General features: G+C 59.0%; 20 protein-coding genes and 1 tRNA gene. 18 read left to right on the top strand and 3 right to left on the bottom strand.

Annotated features, from left to right (window positions below):
- Positions 1 to 656: 656 nt before the first annotated feature.
- Positions 657 to 986 carry a hypothetical protein gene (locus tag ACIO0C_RS19535; protein ID WP_401314684.1) on the bottom strand — a complete coding sequence of 110 codons (330 nt, stop codon included), beginning with the start codon at positions 984 to 986 and terminating at the stop codon, positions 657 to 659.
- Between the two features lie 147 nt (positions 987 to 1,133).
- Positions 1,134 to 1,218: transfer RNA gene (locus tag ACIO0C_RS19530), tRNA-Leu, on the bottom strand.
- Positions 1,219 to 1,323: 105 nt separating this feature from the next.
- On the opposite strand from ACIO0C_RS19530, the gene queA reads away from it, so the two are divergent.
- The 6 genes from queA to ACIO0C_RS19500 all read left to right on the top strand — a co-directional run bounded on the left by queA (position 1,324) and on the right by ACIO0C_RS19500 (position 7,409).
- Positions 1,324 to 2,373 carry a tRNA preQ1(34) S-adenosylmethionine ribosyltransferase-isomerase QueA gene (gene queA, locus ACIO0C_RS19525; RefSeq protein ID WP_401314682.1) on the top strand — a complete coding sequence of 350 codons (1,050 nt, stop codon included), beginning with the start codon at positions 1,324 to 1,326 and terminating at the stop codon, positions 2,371 to 2,373.
- A 14-nt stretch (positions 2,374 to 2,387) separates the two neighbouring features.
- Positions 2,388 to 3,503, top strand: coding sequence for a tRNA guanosine(34) transglycosylase Tgt (tgt, locus tag ACIO0C_RS19520; protein WP_162130301.1), 1,116 nt, complete (start codon positions 2,388 to 2,390; stop codon positions 3,501 to 3,503).
- Positions 3,504 to 3,546: 43 nt separating this feature from the next.
- Positions 3,547 to 3,882 carry a preprotein translocase subunit YajC gene (yajC, locus tag ACIO0C_RS19515; protein WP_007956696.1) on the top strand — a complete coding sequence of 112 codons (336 nt, stop codon included), beginning with the start codon at positions 3,547 to 3,549 and terminating at the stop codon, positions 3,880 to 3,882.
- Positions 3,883 to 3,945: 63 nt separating this feature from the next.
- Positions 3,946 to 5,814, top strand: coding sequence for a protein translocase subunit SecD (secD, locus tag ACIO0C_RS19510; protein WP_401314680.1), 1,869 nt, complete (start codon positions 3,946 to 3,948; stop codon positions 5,812 to 5,814).
- Between the two features lie 9 nt (positions 5,815 to 5,823).
- On the top strand, positions 5,824 to 6,738 hold the full coding sequence (gene secF, locus ACIO0C_RS19505) for a protein translocase subunit SecF (RefSeq protein WP_401314678.1): 915 nt from the start codon (positions 5,824 to 5,826) through the stop codon (positions 6,736 to 6,738).
- A 119-nt stretch (positions 6,739 to 6,857) separates the two neighbouring features.
- Entirely contained in the window at positions 6,858 to 7,409 is a 552-nt protein-coding gene (locus ACIO0C_RS19500; protein ID WP_401314676.1) for a glycine zipper 2TM domain-containing protein, read from the top strand.
- 60 nt (positions 7,410 to 7,469) lie between these two features.
- Here the strand turns inward: ACIO0C_RS19500 and suhB are convergent, their stop codons facing one another.
- Complete coding sequence (gene suhB / locus ACIO0C_RS19495) at positions 7,470 to 8,288, bottom strand: inositol-phosphate phosphatase (RefSeq protein ID WP_008057724.1); 819 nt, start codon at positions 8,286 to 8,288, stop codon at positions 7,470 to 7,472.
- 146 nt (positions 8,289 to 8,434) lie between these two features.
- Between suhB and trmJ the strand changes: the two genes are divergently transcribed.
- The 12 genes from trmJ (at position 8,435) to rlmN (ending at position 17,516) form a co-directional block, all read left to right on the top strand.
- Complete coding sequence (gene trmJ, locus ACIO0C_RS19490) at positions 8,435 to 9,205, top strand: tRNA (cytosine(32)/uridine(32)-2'-O)-methyltransferase TrmJ (RefSeq protein ID WP_401314673.1); 771 nt, start codon at positions 8,435 to 8,437, stop codon at positions 9,203 to 9,205.
- 2 nt (positions 9,206 to 9,207) lie between these two features.
- Positions 9,208 to 9,984, top strand: coding sequence for a serine O-acetyltransferase (gene cysE, locus ACIO0C_RS19485; protein ID WP_046820397.1), 777 nt, complete (start codon positions 9,208 to 9,210; stop codon positions 9,982 to 9,984).
- Positions 9,985 to 10,224: 240 nt separating this feature from the next.
- Positions 10,225 to 10,716 carry a Fe-S cluster assembly transcriptional regulator IscR gene (gene iscR / locus ACIO0C_RS19480; RefSeq protein WP_007903581.1) on the top strand — a complete coding sequence of 164 codons (492 nt, stop codon included), beginning with the start codon at positions 10,225 to 10,227 and terminating at the stop codon, positions 10,714 to 10,716.
- A gap of 50 nt (positions 10,717 to 10,766) precedes the next feature.
- A complete protein-coding gene (locus tag ACIO0C_RS19475; RefSeq protein WP_020795599.1) occupies positions 10,767 to 11,981 on the top strand; it encodes an IscS subfamily cysteine desulfurase in 1,215 nt (404 codons plus the stop codon).
- Positions 11,982 to 12,083: 102 nt separating this feature from the next.
- The gene (iscU, locus tag ACIO0C_RS19470) at positions 12,084 to 12,470 is read left to right on the top strand and encodes a Fe-S cluster assembly scaffold IscU (protein ID WP_007974006.1); all 387 of its coding nucleotides are present in this window, start codon (positions 12,084 to 12,086) and stop codon (positions 12,468 to 12,470) included.
- A gap of 34 nt (positions 12,471 to 12,504) precedes the next feature.
- Positions 12,505 to 12,828: an iron-sulfur cluster assembly protein IscA gene (gene iscA / locus ACIO0C_RS19465; protein WP_003227904.1), complete on the top strand. Its 324-nt coding sequence runs from the start codon at positions 12,505 to 12,507 to the stop codon at positions 12,826 to 12,828.
- A gap of 8 nt (positions 12,829 to 12,836) precedes the next feature.
- The gene (hscB, locus tag ACIO0C_RS19460) at positions 12,837 to 13,358 is read left to right on the top strand and encodes a co-chaperone HscB (protein WP_008025499.1); all 522 of its coding nucleotides are present in this window, start codon (positions 12,837 to 12,839) and stop codon (positions 13,356 to 13,358) included.
- Between the two features lie 51 nt (positions 13,359 to 13,409).
- Positions 13,410 to 15,272: a Fe-S protein assembly chaperone HscA gene (hscA, locus tag ACIO0C_RS19455; RefSeq protein ID WP_401314670.1), complete on the top strand. Its 1,863-nt coding sequence runs from the start codon at positions 13,410 to 13,412 to the stop codon at positions 15,270 to 15,272.
- Between the two features lie 2 nt (positions 15,273 to 15,274).
- The gene (gene fdx, locus ACIO0C_RS19450) at positions 15,275 to 15,616 is read left to right on the top strand and encodes an ISC system 2Fe-2S type ferredoxin (RefSeq protein WP_102670192.1); all 342 of its coding nucleotides are present in this window, start codon (positions 15,275 to 15,277) and stop codon (positions 15,614 to 15,616) included.
- Between the two features lie 14 nt (positions 15,617 to 15,630).
- Positions 15,631 to 15,831: a Fe-S cluster assembly protein IscX gene (iscX, locus tag ACIO0C_RS19445; protein WP_401314667.1), complete on the top strand. Its 201-nt coding sequence runs from the start codon at positions 15,631 to 15,633 to the stop codon at positions 15,829 to 15,831.
- A gap of 88 nt (positions 15,832 to 15,919) precedes the next feature.
- The gene (ndk, locus tag ACIO0C_RS19440) at positions 15,920 to 16,345 is read left to right on the top strand and encodes a nucleoside-diphosphate kinase (protein ID WP_007903599.1); all 426 of its coding nucleotides are present in this window, start codon (positions 15,920 to 15,922) and stop codon (positions 16,343 to 16,345) included.
- Positions 16,346 to 16,373: 28 nt separating this feature from the next.
- A complete protein-coding gene (gene rlmN / locus ACIO0C_RS19435) occupies positions 16,374 to 17,516 on the top strand; it encodes a 23S rRNA (adenine(2503)-C(2))-methyltransferase RlmN (RefSeq protein WP_401314665.1) in 1,143 nt (380 codons plus the stop codon).

The following is a 17,516-nucleotide window of genomic DNA, read 5'->3' as shown; positions in this document are numbered from 1 at the left end:
CACTTGGCATCGTATAGCGGCGTGCGGAGTAAGTTGCCGCAAAGCTTCAAGTTGCACGGTAAAAAATGGAATAGTCGAAAGAGATAATAGGAGAAAAGTTGGCAGGTCTTTCGTATGAAAATAAATCCAATTTGTGGTCGTCCAATTTTTACCCTCTCGACTCTGAAGATAAGGAAAAATCATGAAGCTCATAGAATGGGCTGACCTCAAGGTCCTCTACAAGTGCAGTCGAAAACAACCTAACAAACTATTGTTCAAACGCGAAAATGCTCGAAGGTTATGGCCCATGTGGACGACTGCTGCTTCAACGATACTGCTTGTAGTGTTCGCCGGCTTGGGCATCAAGAACCTGGCACTGATTCCCTACGCCTACATAGCCCTCCTTCCTTGGGCACTCGCGCTCTACTTCACTCGCCTCAAAGCGCTTCGCATAGCTGGGACAAATCTATGATAGGTAAGCATCGAATCAAGCCTTTGAATGCTGGCGTTTGGCTACGTATGTTGTCGCTACTTTATGAGAGTTGCAAGGCCAAAAGAGGGGGGAAGAGGTGGGAAAGGCAAGGTGGGGAAAGTGAAGCTGATTTGTTATCGGTCAAGACGTGATGGCCAGAGGCGGTCCGGCTACCGAGCGAGCCCGCATTCAGGCTGACCCTCTTTCATTGAATATCTTTCAGATAATCCTTAAGCGTGATGAGCGGAGCATCAAGCTCCTCCATTGCCCGAATCCCGGCAAATTCCCCCACCAACCTCCCCAACTCCCGCCCCAACGGCTTATCCACACCCCCAACCGCCTCCAAAGCCAACCCCACACACTCACCCACCTTCACCTGAATCCCCTCAACATCCCCCCGCCGCACCAGCAACTCAAACACATCCCGCTGGTAATCACCCATGACCAGGTCATCCCGCAAAATCGGGCTTGAACCTTCCGTCTCATAAGCCAGCTTGAGGGAGAACAGGGCGACGGTTTCCAGGTGCGATTCCATGGGGGAGTCCTTGTGAAATGTTCCGGCGGTACGAGTGGCAGTGAAGGGCAGATCAAAAGCATCGCTGGCAAGCCAGCTCCCACAGGGGCGGGGTGGCTTTTTTACAGGCGAAAAAAAAGGCCTTGCTAAGCAAGACCTTTCTTAATTTGGTGCCCCGAGGGAGACTCGAACTCCCACTCCTTTCGAAAACGGATTTTGAATCCGCCGCGTCTACCAATTCCGCCATCAGGGCAATGGCCGCGGAGTATAGAGATGAGATAACCGTTGGTCAATCAGGTACATGGAGAATTTTTGATATTTCCGCTAGACTTCCCGGCCCTGCTAGACGAACCCCATCATGCGCGTTGCTGACTTTACTTTCGAGCTCCCTGATTCGCTGATCGCCCGCCACCCTTTGGCCGAGCGTCGCGGTAGTCGCCTGTTGACCCTGGATGGGGTCAGCGGCGCCCTGGCACACCGTCAATTCACTGATTTGCTGGAGCATTTGCGCCCCGGCGATTTGATGGTGTTCAACAATACCCGGGTGATTCCGGCGCGGCTGTTTGGCCAGAAGGCTTCCGGCGGCAAGCTGGAAATCCTGGTGGAGCGGGTGCTGGACAGTCATCGCGTGCTGGCCCATGTGCGTTCCAGCAAGTCGCCCAAGCCCGGATCGAAGATTTTGATCGACGGCGGTGGCGAGGCCGAGATGCTGGCGCGTCATGATGCGTTGTTCGAGCTGGGCTTCACTGAGGAGGTGTTGCCGCTGCTTGACCGCGTTGGGCACATGCCGCTGCCTCCTTATATAGACCGCCCGGACGAAGGCGCGGACCGCGAGCGTTACCAGACCGTCTACGCTGAGCGTTTGGGCGCGGTGGCGGCGCCGACGGCTGGGCTGCATTTCGATCAGGTGCTGATGGAGGCGATTGCCGCCAAGGGCGTCGAGACGGCGTTCGTGACCTTGCACGTTGGCGCTGGCACCTTCCAGCCGGTGCGGGTGGAGAAGATCGAAGACCACCACATGCACAGTGAATGGCTGGAAGTCGGCCAGGACGTGGTGGATGCCGTTGCCGCCTGCCGCGCTCGCGGTGGTCGCGTGGTCGCGGTGGGCACCACCAGCGTGCGCTCGCTGGAAAGTGCTGCGCGCGATGGCGTGCTCAAGCCGTTCAGCGGCGATACCGACATTTTCATCTACCCAGGCCGGCCGTTTCATGTGGTCGATGCCCTGGTCACCAACTTCCATTTACCTGAATCCACGTTGTTGATGCTGGTCTCGGCGTTTGCCGGTTATCCGGAAACCATGGCCGCCTATAAAGCCGCCGTCGACAACGAATATCGCTTTTTCAGCTACGGTGATGCGATGTTTATCACCCGTAACCCCGCACCACGTGGCCCCGAGGACAAAGAATGAGTCGCCAATGTCGTATGTCGTTTGAGTTACTTGCTACTGACGGCAAGGCTCGTCGCGGTCGCTTGACCTTCCCGCGCGGTACCGTCGAGACCCCGGCTTTCATGCCGGTGGGCACCTACGGCACGGTCAAGGGCATGCTGCCACGGGATATCGAGGCAACGGGCGCCGAAATCATTCTGGGCAACACCTTCCACCTGTGGCTGCGCCCGGGCACGGAAGTGATCAAGAAGCACGGCGACCTGCACGATTTCATGCAGTGGAAAGGCCCGATCCTGACCGACTCCGGCGGTTTCCAGGTGTTCAGCCTGGGCGCCATGCGCAAGATCAAGGAGGAGGGCGTGACCTTCGCCTCCCCGGTCGACGGCGCCAAGGTGTTCATGGGCCCGGAAGAGTCGATGCAGGTCCAGCGTGACCTGGGCTCGGACATCGTGATGATTTTTGACGAATGCACGCCGTACCCGGCTGATGAAGACGTCGCCCGTATTTCCATGGAATTGTCCCTGCGTTGGGCCAAGCGTTCGAAAGAAGCCCATGGCGACAACACCGCGGCGCTGTTCGGCATCGTTCAGGGCGGCATGCACCAGGACCTGCGCATGCGCTCCCTGGAAGGCCTGGACAAGATCGGCTTCGACGGCCTGGCCATCGGCGGCTTGTCGGTGGGCGAACCCAAGCACGAGATGATCAAGGTGCTGGATTACCTGCCGGGCATGATGCCGGCTGACAAACCTCGTTACCTTATGGGCGTTGGCAAACCGGAAGATCTCGTGGAGGGTGTGCGCCGCGGTGTGGACATGTTCGATTGCGTGATGCCAACCCGTAATGCCCGCAATGGGCATCTGTTCATTGATACCGGCGTGCTGAAGATCCGAAACGCGTTCCATCGCCATGATGATTCGCCGCTCGATCCGACCTGCGATTGCTATACCTGCCAGAACTTCTCCCGCGCTTACCTGCATCACCTGGACAAGTGCGGCGAAATGCTGGGAAGCATGCTCAATACCATCCATAACTTGCGTCATTATCAAGTGCTTATGGCTGGTTTGCGCGAGGCTATTCAACAGGGTACATTGGCCGCCTTTGTCGATGCCTTCTACGCCAAACGCGGGCTTCCCGTACCGCCTTTGGACTGAGTTTACTGACCCCAAGATTCAACATTTGCAACTGGAGTGCTAAATGAGCTTTTTTATCTCTAATGCCATGGCAGACGCTGCAGCACCTGCTGCAGCCCCGATGGGCGGCGGCTTTGAGTGGATTTTCCTGGTCGGCTTCCTGGTCATCTTCTACCTGATGATCTGGCGTCCACAGGCCAAGCGCGCCAAAGAGCAGAAAAACCTGCTGAGCAGCCTGCAGAAAGGCGACGAAGTCGTGACCACCGGCGGCATCGCCGGCAAGATCACCAAAGTGGCCGACGATTTCGTGGTTCTGGAAGTTTCCGACACCGTCGAAATGAAATTCCAGAAAGGCGCCATCGCCGCCACGCTGCCAAAAGGCACGCTCAAAGCGATCTAAGTTTCAACTTCTACTCAATCGACGGGGCGCGCAAGGCGCCCCGCGTCATAAGCGGGCGGCGTGATGCTGAACAAATACCCTCTGTGGAAATACATTCTGATCCTGGCGGTGCTGGCGATCGGTCTGATTTATTCCGCTCCCAATCTTTATCCTGATGACCCGGCCATTCAGGTCAGCGGTGCAAGCACTGCGCTGCAGGTCAATCAGGCTGATCTGGACCGTGTGAGCGCTGCTCTCAAGGACGCCGGGATCAACGTCAAGGCTGCCACCCTGGCTGCCAGCGGCAAGGGCGGCTTGATTCGCCTGACCAAGGCTGAAGACCAGCTGCCGGCCAAAGACGTGGTGCGCAAGGCGTTGGGTGATGACTACGTCGTTGCACTGAACCTGGCACAAACCACTCCGCAATGGCTGCGCAACCTTGGCGCGCACCCGATGAAGCTGGGCCTGGACTTGTCCGGTGGTGTGCACTTCCTGCTCGAAGTGGACATGGACAAAGCCCTTGATGCACGCTTGAAAGTGTACGAAGGCGATGTGAAGAGCCTGTTGCGTAAAGAGAAACTGCGCTATCGCAGCCTGCCGCAACTCAACGGCGCCATTCAGCTGGGCTTCTCCGATGAAGACAGCCGTGAACAGGCCCGCGCTCTGATCCGCAAGAATTTCAACGATTTCGACATTGTTCCGGCCGACCTCAACGGTCAACCGGTGCTGCGTCTGGCGATGACCCCGGCCAAGCTGGCGGAAATCCGCGAATACTCCATCAAGCAGAACTTGACCACGGTACGTAACCGCGTCAACGAGCTGGGTGTTGCCGAACCGATCGTCCAGCGTCAGGGCGCCAACCGCATCGTGGTTGAGCTGCCGGGCGTGCAGGACACTGCCGAAGCCAAGCGTATCCTCGGCAAGACGGCCAACCTCGAGTTCCGTCTGGCTGCCGAGCCGGGTGCTTCGAAAGCCACTTCCGAATCTTTCGAGTTCCGTGAAGGCAATCGTCCTCCTGCGCTGATCGAGCGTGGCCTGATCATCACCGGTGACCAGGTGACTGACGCCAAGGCTGGTTTCGGCGAAAACGGTACGCCAGAAGTGAACATCCGCCTGGATGGCCACGGTGGCGAGCTGATGAGTCGTGCGACCCGTTCGAACGTGGGTCGCAGCATGGCGGTGATCTTCATCGAGCAGCGCCCGGTCACCACTTACACCAAGCAAGTGGTCAACGGTGTCGAGAAAGACGTACCGGTTCAAACGTTCAAGGAAGAGAAGAAGATCATCAGCCTGGCGACCATCCAGTCGCCGCTGGGTGCGCAATTCCGCATCACCGGCCTGAACGGCCAGGGCGAGTCGTCCGAACTGGCCCTGCTGCTGCGTGCCGGTGGTCTGGCTGCACCGATGTACTTCGCTGAAGAGCGCACCATTGGCCCGAGCCTGGGTGCCGACAACATCACCAAAGGTATCGATGCGTCGCTGTGGGGCATGCTGTTTGTCTCGCTGTTCATCATTGCCATCTACCGCTTCTTCGGCATCATCGCCACCGTTGCACTGACGGTGAACATGGTGTTGCTGCTGGCCTTGATGTCGCTGCTGGGGGCAACGCTGACCCTGCCGGGCATCGCCGGTATCGTGTTGACCATGGGTATGGCGGTCGACGCCAACGTGCTGATCTTCTCGCGGATTCGTGAAGAGATCGCCGCGGGCATGAGCGTGCAGCGCGCAATCAACGAAGGCTTCGGCCGGGCATTCACCGCGATTCTCGACGCCAACCTGACCACCTTGCTGGTCGGCGGGATTCTCTTTGCGATGGGCACCGGCCCAGTCAAGGGTTTCGCAGTGACCATGTCCCTCGGGATCTTTACCTCGATGTTCACGGCCATCATGGTGACCCGCGCGATGGTCAACCTGATCTTCGGCGGACGTGACTTCAAGAAGTTGTGGATTTAAGGGGCTGCCATGTTACGTACAATCAACTTCATGGGCGTTCGCAACGTTGCGTTCGGCGTCACATTGTTCCTTACCGTGCTGGCCTTGTTCAGTGTCGTGACCAGGGGCATGAACTGGGGCCTGGACTTCACCGGCGGTACGCTCATCGAGCTGACCTACGAGCGTCCGGCCGATGTCACCAAGGTGCGTGAGCAACTTGCCACTTCGGGTTATAACGACGCCATCGTGCAGAGCTTTGGTGCAACCACCGATTTGCTGGTGCGTATGCCGGGTGAAGACCCGCAACTGGGTCATCAAGTCGCTGAAGCGCTGCAAAAAGTCGGTGGCGACAACCCGGCTGTGGTCAAGCGCGTCGAGTACGTGGGCCCGCAGGTTGGTGAAGAACTGCGCGACCAGGGCGGCCTCGGCATGCTGATGGCGCTGGGCGGTATTCTGATCTACCTGGCTTTCCGCTTTCAGTGGAAGTTTGCAGTCGGCGCCATTGTTTCGCTGATTCACGACGTGATCGTGACCATCGGTATCCTGTCGTTCTTCCAGATCACCTTCGACCTGACGGTGCTGGCGGCGGTATTGGCGATCATCGGTTACTCGCTCAACGACACCATCGTGGTATTCGACCGGGTTCGTGAGAACTTCCGGGTACTGCGCAAGGCCAGCCTGATCGACAACATCAACATCTCGACCACGCAAACCCTGCTGCGCACCATGGCCACCTCGATCTCCACTTTGCTGGCGATCGCGGCCCTGTTGTTCTTCGGTGGCGACAACCTGTTCGGCTTCTCCATCGCCCTGTTCATCGGTGTTCTGGCGGGTACTTACTCGTCGATCTACATCGCCAACGTGGTGCTGATCTGGCTGAACCTGAGTTCCGAAGACCTGATTCCTGCGGCCAACACCGAGAAGGAAATCGACGACCGTCCTTGAGTGAAGCTTCCTCCAGGGATGTAGTCCAAAAAGGCGCGAGTTGAACTCGCGCCTTTTTTTATGCTCCAAGGCAAGGAGAAGCGCGGGTTTATCCCGCGCGTGATGGTAAGGAGGTTCATGTGAACAAGTCGATGCTGGTTGGTGCTGTACTGGGTGCTGTCGGTGTGACTGCCGGTGGTGCTGTGGCCACCTACAGCCTGGTCAAGAATAACGGTCCTGAGTATGCGCAAGTACTCGCCGTTGAGCCGGTCAAGACACAAATCAAGACTCCACGTGAAGTGTGCAAGGATGTAGCGGTCACCCGGCAGGCGCCGGTCAAGGATCAACACCAGATCGCCGGTACCGTGGTAGGTGCGCTGGCGGGTGGTTTGCTGGGTAACCAGGTCGGCGGCGGCACCGGCAAGAAGATTGCCACGGTTGCAGGCGCTGTCGGTGGTGGTTATGCCGGTAACAAGGTTCAGGAAGGCATGCAGGAGCGTGACACCTACACCACGACCCAGACCCGTTGTAATACGGTGAATGATATCAGTGACAAGGTGGTCGGTTACGACGTGCGCTATTCGCTGGATGGCAAGGAAGGCAAGGTGCGGATGGATCGTGATCCGGGCAACCAGATTCCTGTGGATAAAGAGGGCAAGTTGATCTTGTCGGAGAATCAGCAGGCGCATTGATCCGCTGAAGCTGGAATAAAAAAAGCACCCCGCAGGGTGCTTTTTTGTCGCTTGGGGCGCTTAGCGCTTCAGCGAGGCCGGCAGGTGCGGCTGGATGGCCGTCAGGACTGCCTTGAAGCATTTGGTGTTGCCGGCAACGACGTGGCCTTTTTCAAGGAAGTCGTGACCGCCGGTGAAGTCGCTCACCAGGCCGCCTGCTTCCTGGATCAGCAGGGCGCCTGCCGCCATGTCCCACTCGGACAGGCCCGACTCCCAGAAGGCGTCGAAACGGCCGGCAGCCACGTAGGCCAGGTCCAGGCTCGCGGAACCTGCGCGGCGGATGCCGGCGGTCTGGCCAACCAGGGCGCGGAACATGCCCAGGTAGTTGTCGAGGTTGTCCATCTGGTCGTCACGGAACGGGAAGCCGGTACCCAGCAGGGCGCCGTCCAGGCTGGTGCGACCGCTGACGCGCAGGCGACGGCCGTTCAGTTGGGCGCCGCGACCACGGCTGGCGGTGAATTCTTCCTGGCGAACCGGGTCCAGGACCACGGCGTGTTCCAGGCGACCGCGGTATTTGCAGGCGATGCTGACAGCGAAGTGAGGAATGCCGCGCAGGAAGTTGGTGGTGCCGTCCAGCGGATCGATGATCCACAGGTACTCTTCGCCTTCGATGCCTGAGCCTGCGTGCATGCCGGTCTCTTCACCCAGGATCGAGTGATTCGGGTACGCCTTGCGCAGTGCGTCGATGATTTTCTGTTCGGCGGCGCGGTCCACCTCGGATACATAATCCTTGGCGTCTTTTTCGTCGACCTTGATGGTATCCAGGCGCTCGATGGAGCGGAAGATCAATTCACTGGCGCTGCGGGCGGCGCGCAGCGCGATATTCAGCATGGGCTGCATGGATGTGTCACCTAAGGTTGTTAAAGAAAGCCGGGCATTCTATCAGAAAGTTTCTACAGGAGAAGGACGACGTTCGCTTTCATGGCTTAACGGTAGCTACAGCTGTAAGATTCGGCTCCCGATTATCGTGTTCGAGAGCGCCTCCCTTGCTGCAAAACATTCGTATCGTCCTGGTCAATACCAGTCATCCGGGCAATATCGGCGGGGCTGCGCGTGCCATGAAGAACATGGGCCTGTCGCGCCTGGTGCTGGTTGAGCCGCGCCTGTTCCCGCACCACGAGGCCGATGCCCGCGCGTCCGGTGCCGGTGACATCCTTGAAAATGCGCAAGTCGTCGCCACCTTGGAAGATGCCCTGGTCGGTTGCAACCTGGTGCTGGGTACCAGTGCTCGCGACCGGCGCATTCCCTGGCCGCTGCTCGATCCGCGCGAATGCGGCACGAAAGTGGTCGAGGAAGCCGGGCAGGGCGCCGAGATCGCCCTGGTGTTCGGTCGTGAAGATTCCGGCCTGACCAACGAAGAGCTACAGCGATGTCATTATCACGTGCACATTCCATCAGACCCTGAGTTCAGTTCGCTGAACCTTGGGGCGGCGGTGCAGGTGTTGAGTTATGAAGTGCGCATGGCCTGGCTGGCAGCCCAAGGCCAGCCAACCAAGGTCGAGAAGGAAGAAGTGGCATCGGTCAAAAGCGCTGAGCTGGCGACCATGGATGAGCTGGAGCGATTCTATGAGCACCTGGAGCAGACCCTGGTGGCCATCGAATTCCTCGACCCGGAAAAGCCACGGCACTTGATGGCGCGCCTGCGCCGGTTGTACGGACGCAGCTCGGTCAGCCGGGCGGAAATGAATATTTTGCGTGGCATCCTCACGGAAACCCAGAAAGCGGCCCGTGGCGAGCTTCTTAAGCGGAAGGATTAATGATGTTTGAGCGTTTGCGTGAAGATATCCAGAGCGTATTCCATCGAGACCCGGCGGCGCGTAACGCTTTTGAAGTCCTGACCTGCTACCCGGGTATGCATGCCATCTGGATTCACCGTTTGTCGGCGATGCTGTGGCGTGCGGACCTGAAATGGCTGGCGCGGCTGGTGTCGAACTTCGGTCGCTGGTTGACCGGGATCGAGATTCATCCGGGGGCCAAGGTTGGCCGGCGTTTCTTCATTGACCATGGCATGGGCATCGTTATTGGCGAGACCGCTGAAATCGGCGACGACGTGACGATTTACCAGGGCGTGACCCTGGGCGGCACCAGCTGGAACAAGGGCAAGCGCCACCCCACGCTGGGTGATGGTGTGGTGGTCGGTGCCGGCGCCAAGGTGCTGGGGCCGTTCACGGTGGGTGCGGGTGCCAAGGTCGGCTCCAACGCCGTGGTGACCAAGGAAGTGCCGCCGGGGGCCACGGTGGTGGGTATTCCAGGGCGGATCATCGTCAAGCCCGACCAGGAGCTGGACGCCAAGCGCAAGGCCATGGCCGAGAAGATCGGCTTCGATGCCTACGGTGTGACGGAAGACATGCCGGACCCTGTGGCCCGCGCCATCAATCAGCTGCTCGATCATCTGCAGGCGGTCGATGGGCGCCTGGAGGGGATGTGCGGGGCGTTGAAGGATCTGGGCAGTAATTACTGTGCCAAGGACCTGCCTGAACTGCGCGAAGAAGATTTCGCCTGTGTGAAGGACAAGGATCAGAGTCAGGCCAGCTAAACCGCGTCGCTCCCTTCGCGGGCAAGCCTCGCTCCTACAGGGGAATGCATTTCAATTGTAGGAGCGAGGCTTGCCCGCGAAGAACGATAACGCGCAATTGCTGGCTGTATCTGCCCAGCCTTTGCTATGATGCGGCCGCTCTTTTGCGGGTAAACCTGACTAAAGCACTAGGTCTTATAGTTGACTTAAATACTCGGGAATTGCATACTCGCCTCATTCCGAACTCCGTGGTAATTGTCCATGCGACTGACTACAAAAGGCCGATACGCCGTGACCGCCATGCTCGACCTGGCGTTGCACGCGCAGCACGGGCCCGTGTCCCTGGCCGATATCTCCGAGCGCCAAGGCATCTCCCTGTCCTACCTCGAGCAGCTGTTTGCCAAATTGCGCCGCAGCAATCTGGTCTCCAGCGTCCGCGGTCCAGGCGGCGGCTACCAGCTGTCACGCGACATGCAAGGTATCCAGGTCGCCCAGGTGATCGATGCGGTGAACGAATCGGTCGATGCAACCAAATGCCAGGGCCAGGGTGATTGCCATCAAGGCGACACCTGTCTGACCCACCACTTGTGGTGCGATCTGAGCCTGCAGATTCACGAATTTCTGAGCGGTATCAGCTTGGCTGACCTTGTAACTCGCCGTGAGGTGCAAGAAGTAGCCCAGCGTCAGGATCAGCGCCGTTGCAACAGCAAGGCGCCACGCCTGGACAAGATTGAAGCGTCCGCCGTCGAATGACAGCCAGAGAGCTAGCGGCACGCCAGCCAGCCTGATTTAGGAGATAGTCCATGAAATTGCCGATTTACCTTGATTACTCTGCGACTACCCCGGTTGATCCGCGTGTCGCGCAAAAGATGAGTGAATGCCTGCTGGTCGACGGAAACTTCGGTAACCCGGCGTCCCGTTCCCACGTGTTTGGCTGGAAAGCCGAAGAATCCGTCGAAAACGCCCGTCGTCAGGTGGCCGACCTGGTCAATGCCGACCCGCGCGAAATCGTCTGGACCTCCGGTGCCACCGAATCCGACAACCTGGCAATCAAGGGTGCGGCACATTTCTATGCCACCAAAGGCAAGCACCTGATCACCACCAAGATCGAGCACAAGGCTGTCCTGGACACCATGCGCCAACTGGAGCGTGAAGGTTTCGAAGTGACCTACATCGAGCCTCGCACCGACGGCCTGGTTACGCCTGAGATGATCGAAGCCGAACTGCGCGACGACACCATCCTGGTGTCGGTGATGCACGTGAACAACGAAATCGGCACCATCAACGACATCGCGGCCATCGGCGAACTGACCCGTTCCAAGGGCATCCTGTTCCACGTCGACGCCGCCCAGTCCACCGGCAAGGTCGAGATCGACCTGCAGAAGCTGAAAGTCGACATGATGTCGTTCTCCGCCCACAAGACCTACGGTCCTAAAGGCATCGGCGCCCTGTACGTCAGCCGCAAACCGCGCGTACGTATCGAAGCGACCATGCACGGCGGCGGTCACGAACGCGGCATGCGTTCGGGCACCCTGGCAACCCACCAGATCGTCGGCATGGGCGAAGCCTTCCGTGTGGCCAAGGAAGACATGGCTGCCGAGAACGTGCGCATCAAGGCCTTGAGCGACCGTTTCTACAAGCAGGTCGAGCACCTGGAAGAGCTGTACGTCAACGGCAGCATGACTGCCCGCGTCCCGCACAACCTGAACCTGAGCTTCAACTACGTCGAAGGCGAGTCGCTGATCATGGCGCTCAAGGACCTGGCGGTATCGTCCGGTTCGGCCTGTACCTCGGCGTCCCTTGAGCCTTCGTACGTACTGCGCGCCCTGGGCCGCAACGACGAACTGGCACACAGCTCGATCCGCTTCACCTTCGGCCGTTTCACCACCGAAGAAGAAATCGATTATGCCGCGCAGAAAGTCTGCGAGGCCGTTACCAAGCTGCGCGCTCTGTCGCCGCTGTGGGACATGTACAAAGACGGCGTCGATATCTCGAAGATCGAGTGGGCGGCACACTAAATAAAGAAGCCGCCAGATACAGCTCCTGTAGCGACGCGGCGACTGACGCAAGCGCAGCTACAGGGTCTCAAGAGCGGCCCTGATGAGTGAGGATTGAGAATCATGGCTTACAGCGAAAAGGTCATCGACCACTACGAAAACCCGCGCAACGTCGGCAAGATGGACGCGGAAGATCCTGATGTCGGCACCGGCATGGTCGGCGCTCCGGCGTGCGGCGACGTGATGCGCCTGCAGATCAAGGTCAACGACGCCGGCATCATCGAAGATGCCAAGTTCAAGACCTACGGCTGCGGTTCGGCTATCGCTTCCAGCTCCCTCGCCACCGAGTGGATGAAGGGCAAGACCCTGGACGAAGCGGAAACCATCAAGAACACCCAGCTGGCTGAAGAGCTGGCCCTGCCGCCAGTGAAAATTCACTGCTCGGTACTCGCCGAAGACGCCATCAAAGCGGCCGTTCGCGATTACAAGCAGAAGAAAGGCTTGATCTGACTTTCAGTTTTTGGCGACGAGTAAGGAGTCACCGATGGCTATCAGCATGACAGAAGCGGCTGCTCGACACGTGCGACGCTCCCTTGACGGGCGCGGCAAAGGTGAGGGGATTCGCCTGGGTGTTCGCACCACGGGCTGCTCCGGCCTTGCCTACGTGCTGGAGTTTGTCGACGAGGTGGTTGCAGAGGACCAGGTGTTCGAGAGTCACGGCGAGAAAGTGATCATCGACCCGAAAAGCCTGGCCTACCTGGACGGCACCGAGCTCGATTTCGTCAAGGAAGGGTTGAACGAAGGCTTCAAGTTCAACAACCCCAACGTGCGCGGTGAATGTGGCTGCGGCGAAAGCTTCAACATCTGAGGCTTGTCGTGGGTACTCCTTGTCATTTCGCTTTATTCGAGCTGCAACCGAGCTTCAACCTGGATCTCGACCAGCTGGCTACGCGCTACCGTGAGTTGGCGCGCAGTGTTCATCCGGACCGCTTTGCCGACGCTTCCGAGCGGGAGCAGCGGCTGGCGCTGGAGCAATCCGCGAGCCTCAACGAGGCCTACCAGACGCTCAAGAGTCCACCCAAGCGCGCGCGTTACCTGCTCGCCTTGAATGGTGGCGAGCTGCCGCTGGAGGTCACGGTGCATGATCCGGAGTTTCTGCTGCAACAGATGGAGTTGCGCGAAGAGCTCGAAGACCTGCAGGACAGCGCCGACCTCAATGGCGTTGCCGTCTTCAAGCGCCGCCTGAAAGTGGCCCAGGAAAAACTGAACGACAGTTTCGCAGCCTGCTGGAATGATGCAGCGCAACGTGAGCAGGCCGAACGCCTGATGCGGCGCATGCAGTTCCTCGACAAGCTCACCTACGAAGTGCGCCAGCTGGAAGAGCGCCTCGACGATTAACCCAGTGCCGCTCCGGTCGCACGCCTGATATACAGATAAGTCCTGATAACGATGGCCCTACTGCAGATCGCCGAACCCGGCCAAAGTCCTCAACCGCACCAGCGTCGCCTGGCTGTGGGGATCGACTTGGGCACTACCAATTCGCTGGTCGCTGCGTTGCGCAGTGGTCTTTCCGAACCTCTGGCTGACGCGCAAGGGCAGGTTATCCTGCCGTCTGCCGTGCGCTATCACGCCGATCGCGTCGAGGTTGGCGAATCCGCCAAGCTGGCAGCCGCCACCGATCCCTTGAACACCGTGCTGTCGGTCAAGCGCTTGATGGGTCGTGGTCTGGCCGACGTCAAGCAATTGGGCGATCAACTGCCATACCGCTTTGTCGGTGGCGAGTCGCACATGCCGTTCATCGACACGGTCCAGGGCCCGAAAAGCCCGGTCGAAGTGTCGGCCGATATCCTCAAGGTCCTGCGTCAGCGTGCTGAAGCGACTTTGGGCGGCGAGCTCGTCGGCGCGGTGATCACCGTTCCGGCCTATTTCGACGACGCCCAGCGCCAAGCCACCAAGGACGCCGCCAAACTGGCCGGCCTTAACGTGCTGCGCTTGCTCAACGAGCCGACGGCAGCGGCGGTGGCTTACGGGCTCGATCAGCACGCCGAAGGCCTGGTGGCGATTTATGACCTGGGCGGCGGCACCTTCGATATTTCGATTCTGCGCCTGACCGGCGGTGTGTTCGAAGTGTTGGCTACCGGCGGCGACAGCGCCCTGGGCGGCGATGACTTCGACCACGCGATCGCTGGCTGGATCATCGAGAGCGCCGGCCTGTCGGCCAATCTCGATCCGGGTGCGCAGCGTCAACTGCTGCAAACGGCCTGCGCTGCCAAAGAAGCCCTGACCAACGCCTCGTCGGTCGAAGTGGCCCATGGCGACTGGAAAGCCGAGCTGACCCGCGAAGCCTTCGATGCCTTGATCGAGCCGATGGTCGCACGCAGCCTCAAAGCCTGCCGCCGCGCGGTGCGTGATTCCGGCGTAGAGCTGGAAGACGTGCATGCGGTGGTCATGGTCGGCGGTTCGACGCGCGTACCACGCGTTCGCGAAGCCGTCGCTGAAGCCTTTGGGCGTCAGCCACTGACTGAAATCGACCCGGATCAAGTGGTGGCCATCGGTGCCGCGATCCAGGCCGATACCCTGGCCGGCAACAAGCGCGATGGCGATGAGTTGTTGCTGCTGGACGTGATTCCGTTGTCCCTGGGCCTGGAAACCATGGGCGGCCTGATGGAGAAGGTGATTCCACGCAACACCACCATTCCCGTCGCTCGCGCCCAGGACTTCACCACTTACAAAGATGGCCAGTCGGCCATGGCGATCCATGTGTTGCAAGGCGAGCGCGAGCTGATCAGCGACTGCCGCTCCCTGGCGCGCTTCGAATTGCGCGGTATTCCGGCGATGGTGGCCGGCGCGGCGAAGATTCGCGTGACCTTCCAGGTCGATGCCGATGGCTTGCTCAGTGTTTCCGCCCGTGAACTGGGTTCGGGCGTCGAAGCCAGCATCCAGGTCAAACCGTCCTACGGCCTGACCGACGGCGAAATCGCGAAGATGCTCAAGGATTCGTTCCAGCACGCCAATGATGACAAGGTGGCCCGTGTTCTGCGCGAGCAGCAGGTCGATGCTCAGCGGCTGATCGAAGCGGTACAGGCTGCCCTGGAGGCTGATGGCGAGCGTTTGCTGGACGCCGACGAGCGCATGGTCATCGACCTGCAGGTGCAGGAACTGACCGAACTGATGAAAGGTACCGATGGTTACGCCATCGAGCAGCAGACCAAGCGTCTGTCGCAAGTGACCGACGCCTTTGCTGCCCGCCGCCTGGACTCGACGGTGAAAGCCGCGCTGGCGGGGCGCAACCTGAATGAGATTGAGGAATAACGATGCCGCAGGTCATTTTTCTGCCACACGAAAAGTTTTGCCCGGATGGCATGGTTGTGGAGGCTGAACCGGGTATTTCCATCCTCGAGCTGGCCCACGAACACCATATCGAGATGGAAAGTGCCTGCGGCGGCGTCTGCGCCTGCACCACCTGCCACTGCATCATCCGCGAGGGTTTCGATTCGCTGGAAGAGGCTGATGAGCTGGAGGAAGATTATCTCGACAAGGCCTGGGGGCTGGAGCGTGAGTCGCGCCTGGGCTGTCAGGCCAAGGTCGGCACCGAAGACCTGACCGTCGAAATTCCGAAGTACTCGCTCAACCACGCAGCCGAAGCACCGCACTGATTCAAGGAATTGTCATGAAACTCAAGTGGACTGATGTGCTGGAAATCGCGATCCAGCTGGCTGAAAGCAAGCCCGACGTGGACCCTATGTCGGTCAACTTCGTCGATCTGCGCAAATGGGTGATGGAATTGCCCGAGTTCGACGACTTGCCTGAGCATTGTGGCGAAAAGATCCTGGAGGCCATTCAGGCCCACTGGATCGAAGAACGCGACTGAGCCACGCTGCAGGTTAGGCAATACCCAAGAACCCGCGTATAATTCGCGGGTTTAATTTTTCGCAAATTACCGTTTCTGGAGTTACACCATGGCTGTTCAACGTACTTTCTCCATCATCAAGCCTGACGCCGTTGCTAAAAACGTGATCGGCGAGATCACCACTCGTTTCGAAAAAGCTGGCCTGCGCGTTGTAGCTTCGAAACTGAAGCAACTGTCCAAAGCCGAAGCCGAAGGCTTCTACGCTGAGCACAGCGCTCGTGGTTTCTTCAACGACCTGGTTGCTTTCATGATCTCCGGTCCAGTTGTTGTTCAGGTTCTGGAAGGCGAAAACGCTATCGCTCTGAACCGTGAGCTGATGGGTGCTACCAACCCTAAAGAAGCTGCTGCTGGCACCATCCGTGCTGACTTCGCTGACTCGATCGACGCCAACGCCGTACACGGTTCGGACTCCGAAGCCGCTGCCGCTCGCGAAATCTCGTACTTCTTCGCAGCTACTGAAGTAACCACTCGCTAAGCATTGGCTTAAGAGTGAAGGTGAATCCATGACTACATCGACTGTAAAAACTAACCTGCTGGGTCTGACTCAACAGGAAATGGAAAAATTCTTCGACTCAATCGGGGAGAAGCGTTTCCGTGCCGGTCAGGTAATGAAATGGATTCACCACTTTGGCGTCGATGATTTCGACGCCATGACGAACGTCAGCAAGGCCTTGCGCGAAAAGCTCAAGGCTGTTGCTGAAGTTCGCGGTCCGGAAGTGGTCAGCGAGGACATCTCCAGCGATGGCACCCGTAAATGGGTGGTGCGCGTGGCGTCCGGCAGCTGCGTCGAGACCGTGTACATTCCCCAGGGCAAACGCGGCACCTTGTGCGTTTCGTCCCAGGCAGGCTGTGCCCTGGATTGCAGTTTCTGCTCCACCGGCAAGCAAGGCTTCAACAGCAACCTCACCGCCGCCGAAGTCATCGGCCAGGTGTGGATTGCCAACACATCCTTTGGCAGCGTCCCGGCGACCGTCGACCGAGCCATCACCAACGTGGTGATGATGGGCATGGGTGAGCCGCTGCTGAACTTCGACAACGTCATCGCCGCCATGCACCTGATGATGGACGACCTGGGCTACGGCATTTCCAAGCGCCGCGTAACCCTGTCGACCTCCGGCGTGGTGCCGATGATCGATGAGCTGTCCAAGCACATCGACGTCTCCCTGGCGTTGTCCCTGCACGCACCGAATGACGCATTGCGTAACCAATTGGTGCCGATCAACAAGAAGTATCCGCTTAAGATGCTCCTCGAGTCGTGCCAGCGCTACATGTCGTCCCTGGGCGAAAAGCGCGTGCTGACCATCGAGTACACCTTGCTCAAGGACGTCAATGACAAGGTCGAGCACGCTGTGGAAATGATCGAGCTGCTCAAGAACATCCCGTGCAAGATCAACTTGATCCCGTTCAACCCGTTCCCGCATTCCGGGTACGAGCGGCCGAGCAACAACGCCATCCGCCGGTTCCAGGATCAGCTTCATCATGCCGGTTTCAACGTCACTGTCCGCACCACCCGTGGTGAAGACATCGACGCGGCCTGTGGTCAATTGGTAGGGCAGGTGCTGGATCGCACCCGTCGCAGCGAACGTTATATCGCCGTGCGTGAACTGAACGCCGACAACGATATGGCTTCGAACGCTGCGAAGTAA

The organism is Pseudomonas sp. NPDC087336, assembly GCF_044744285.1.
Taxonomy (GTDB): Bacteria; Pseudomonadota; Gammaproteobacteria; order Pseudomonadales; family Pseudomonadaceae; genus Aquipseudomonas.
Note: the sequence above shows the minus strand (reverse complement) of the source record. Positions and strands in the feature narration are given on the sequence as shown.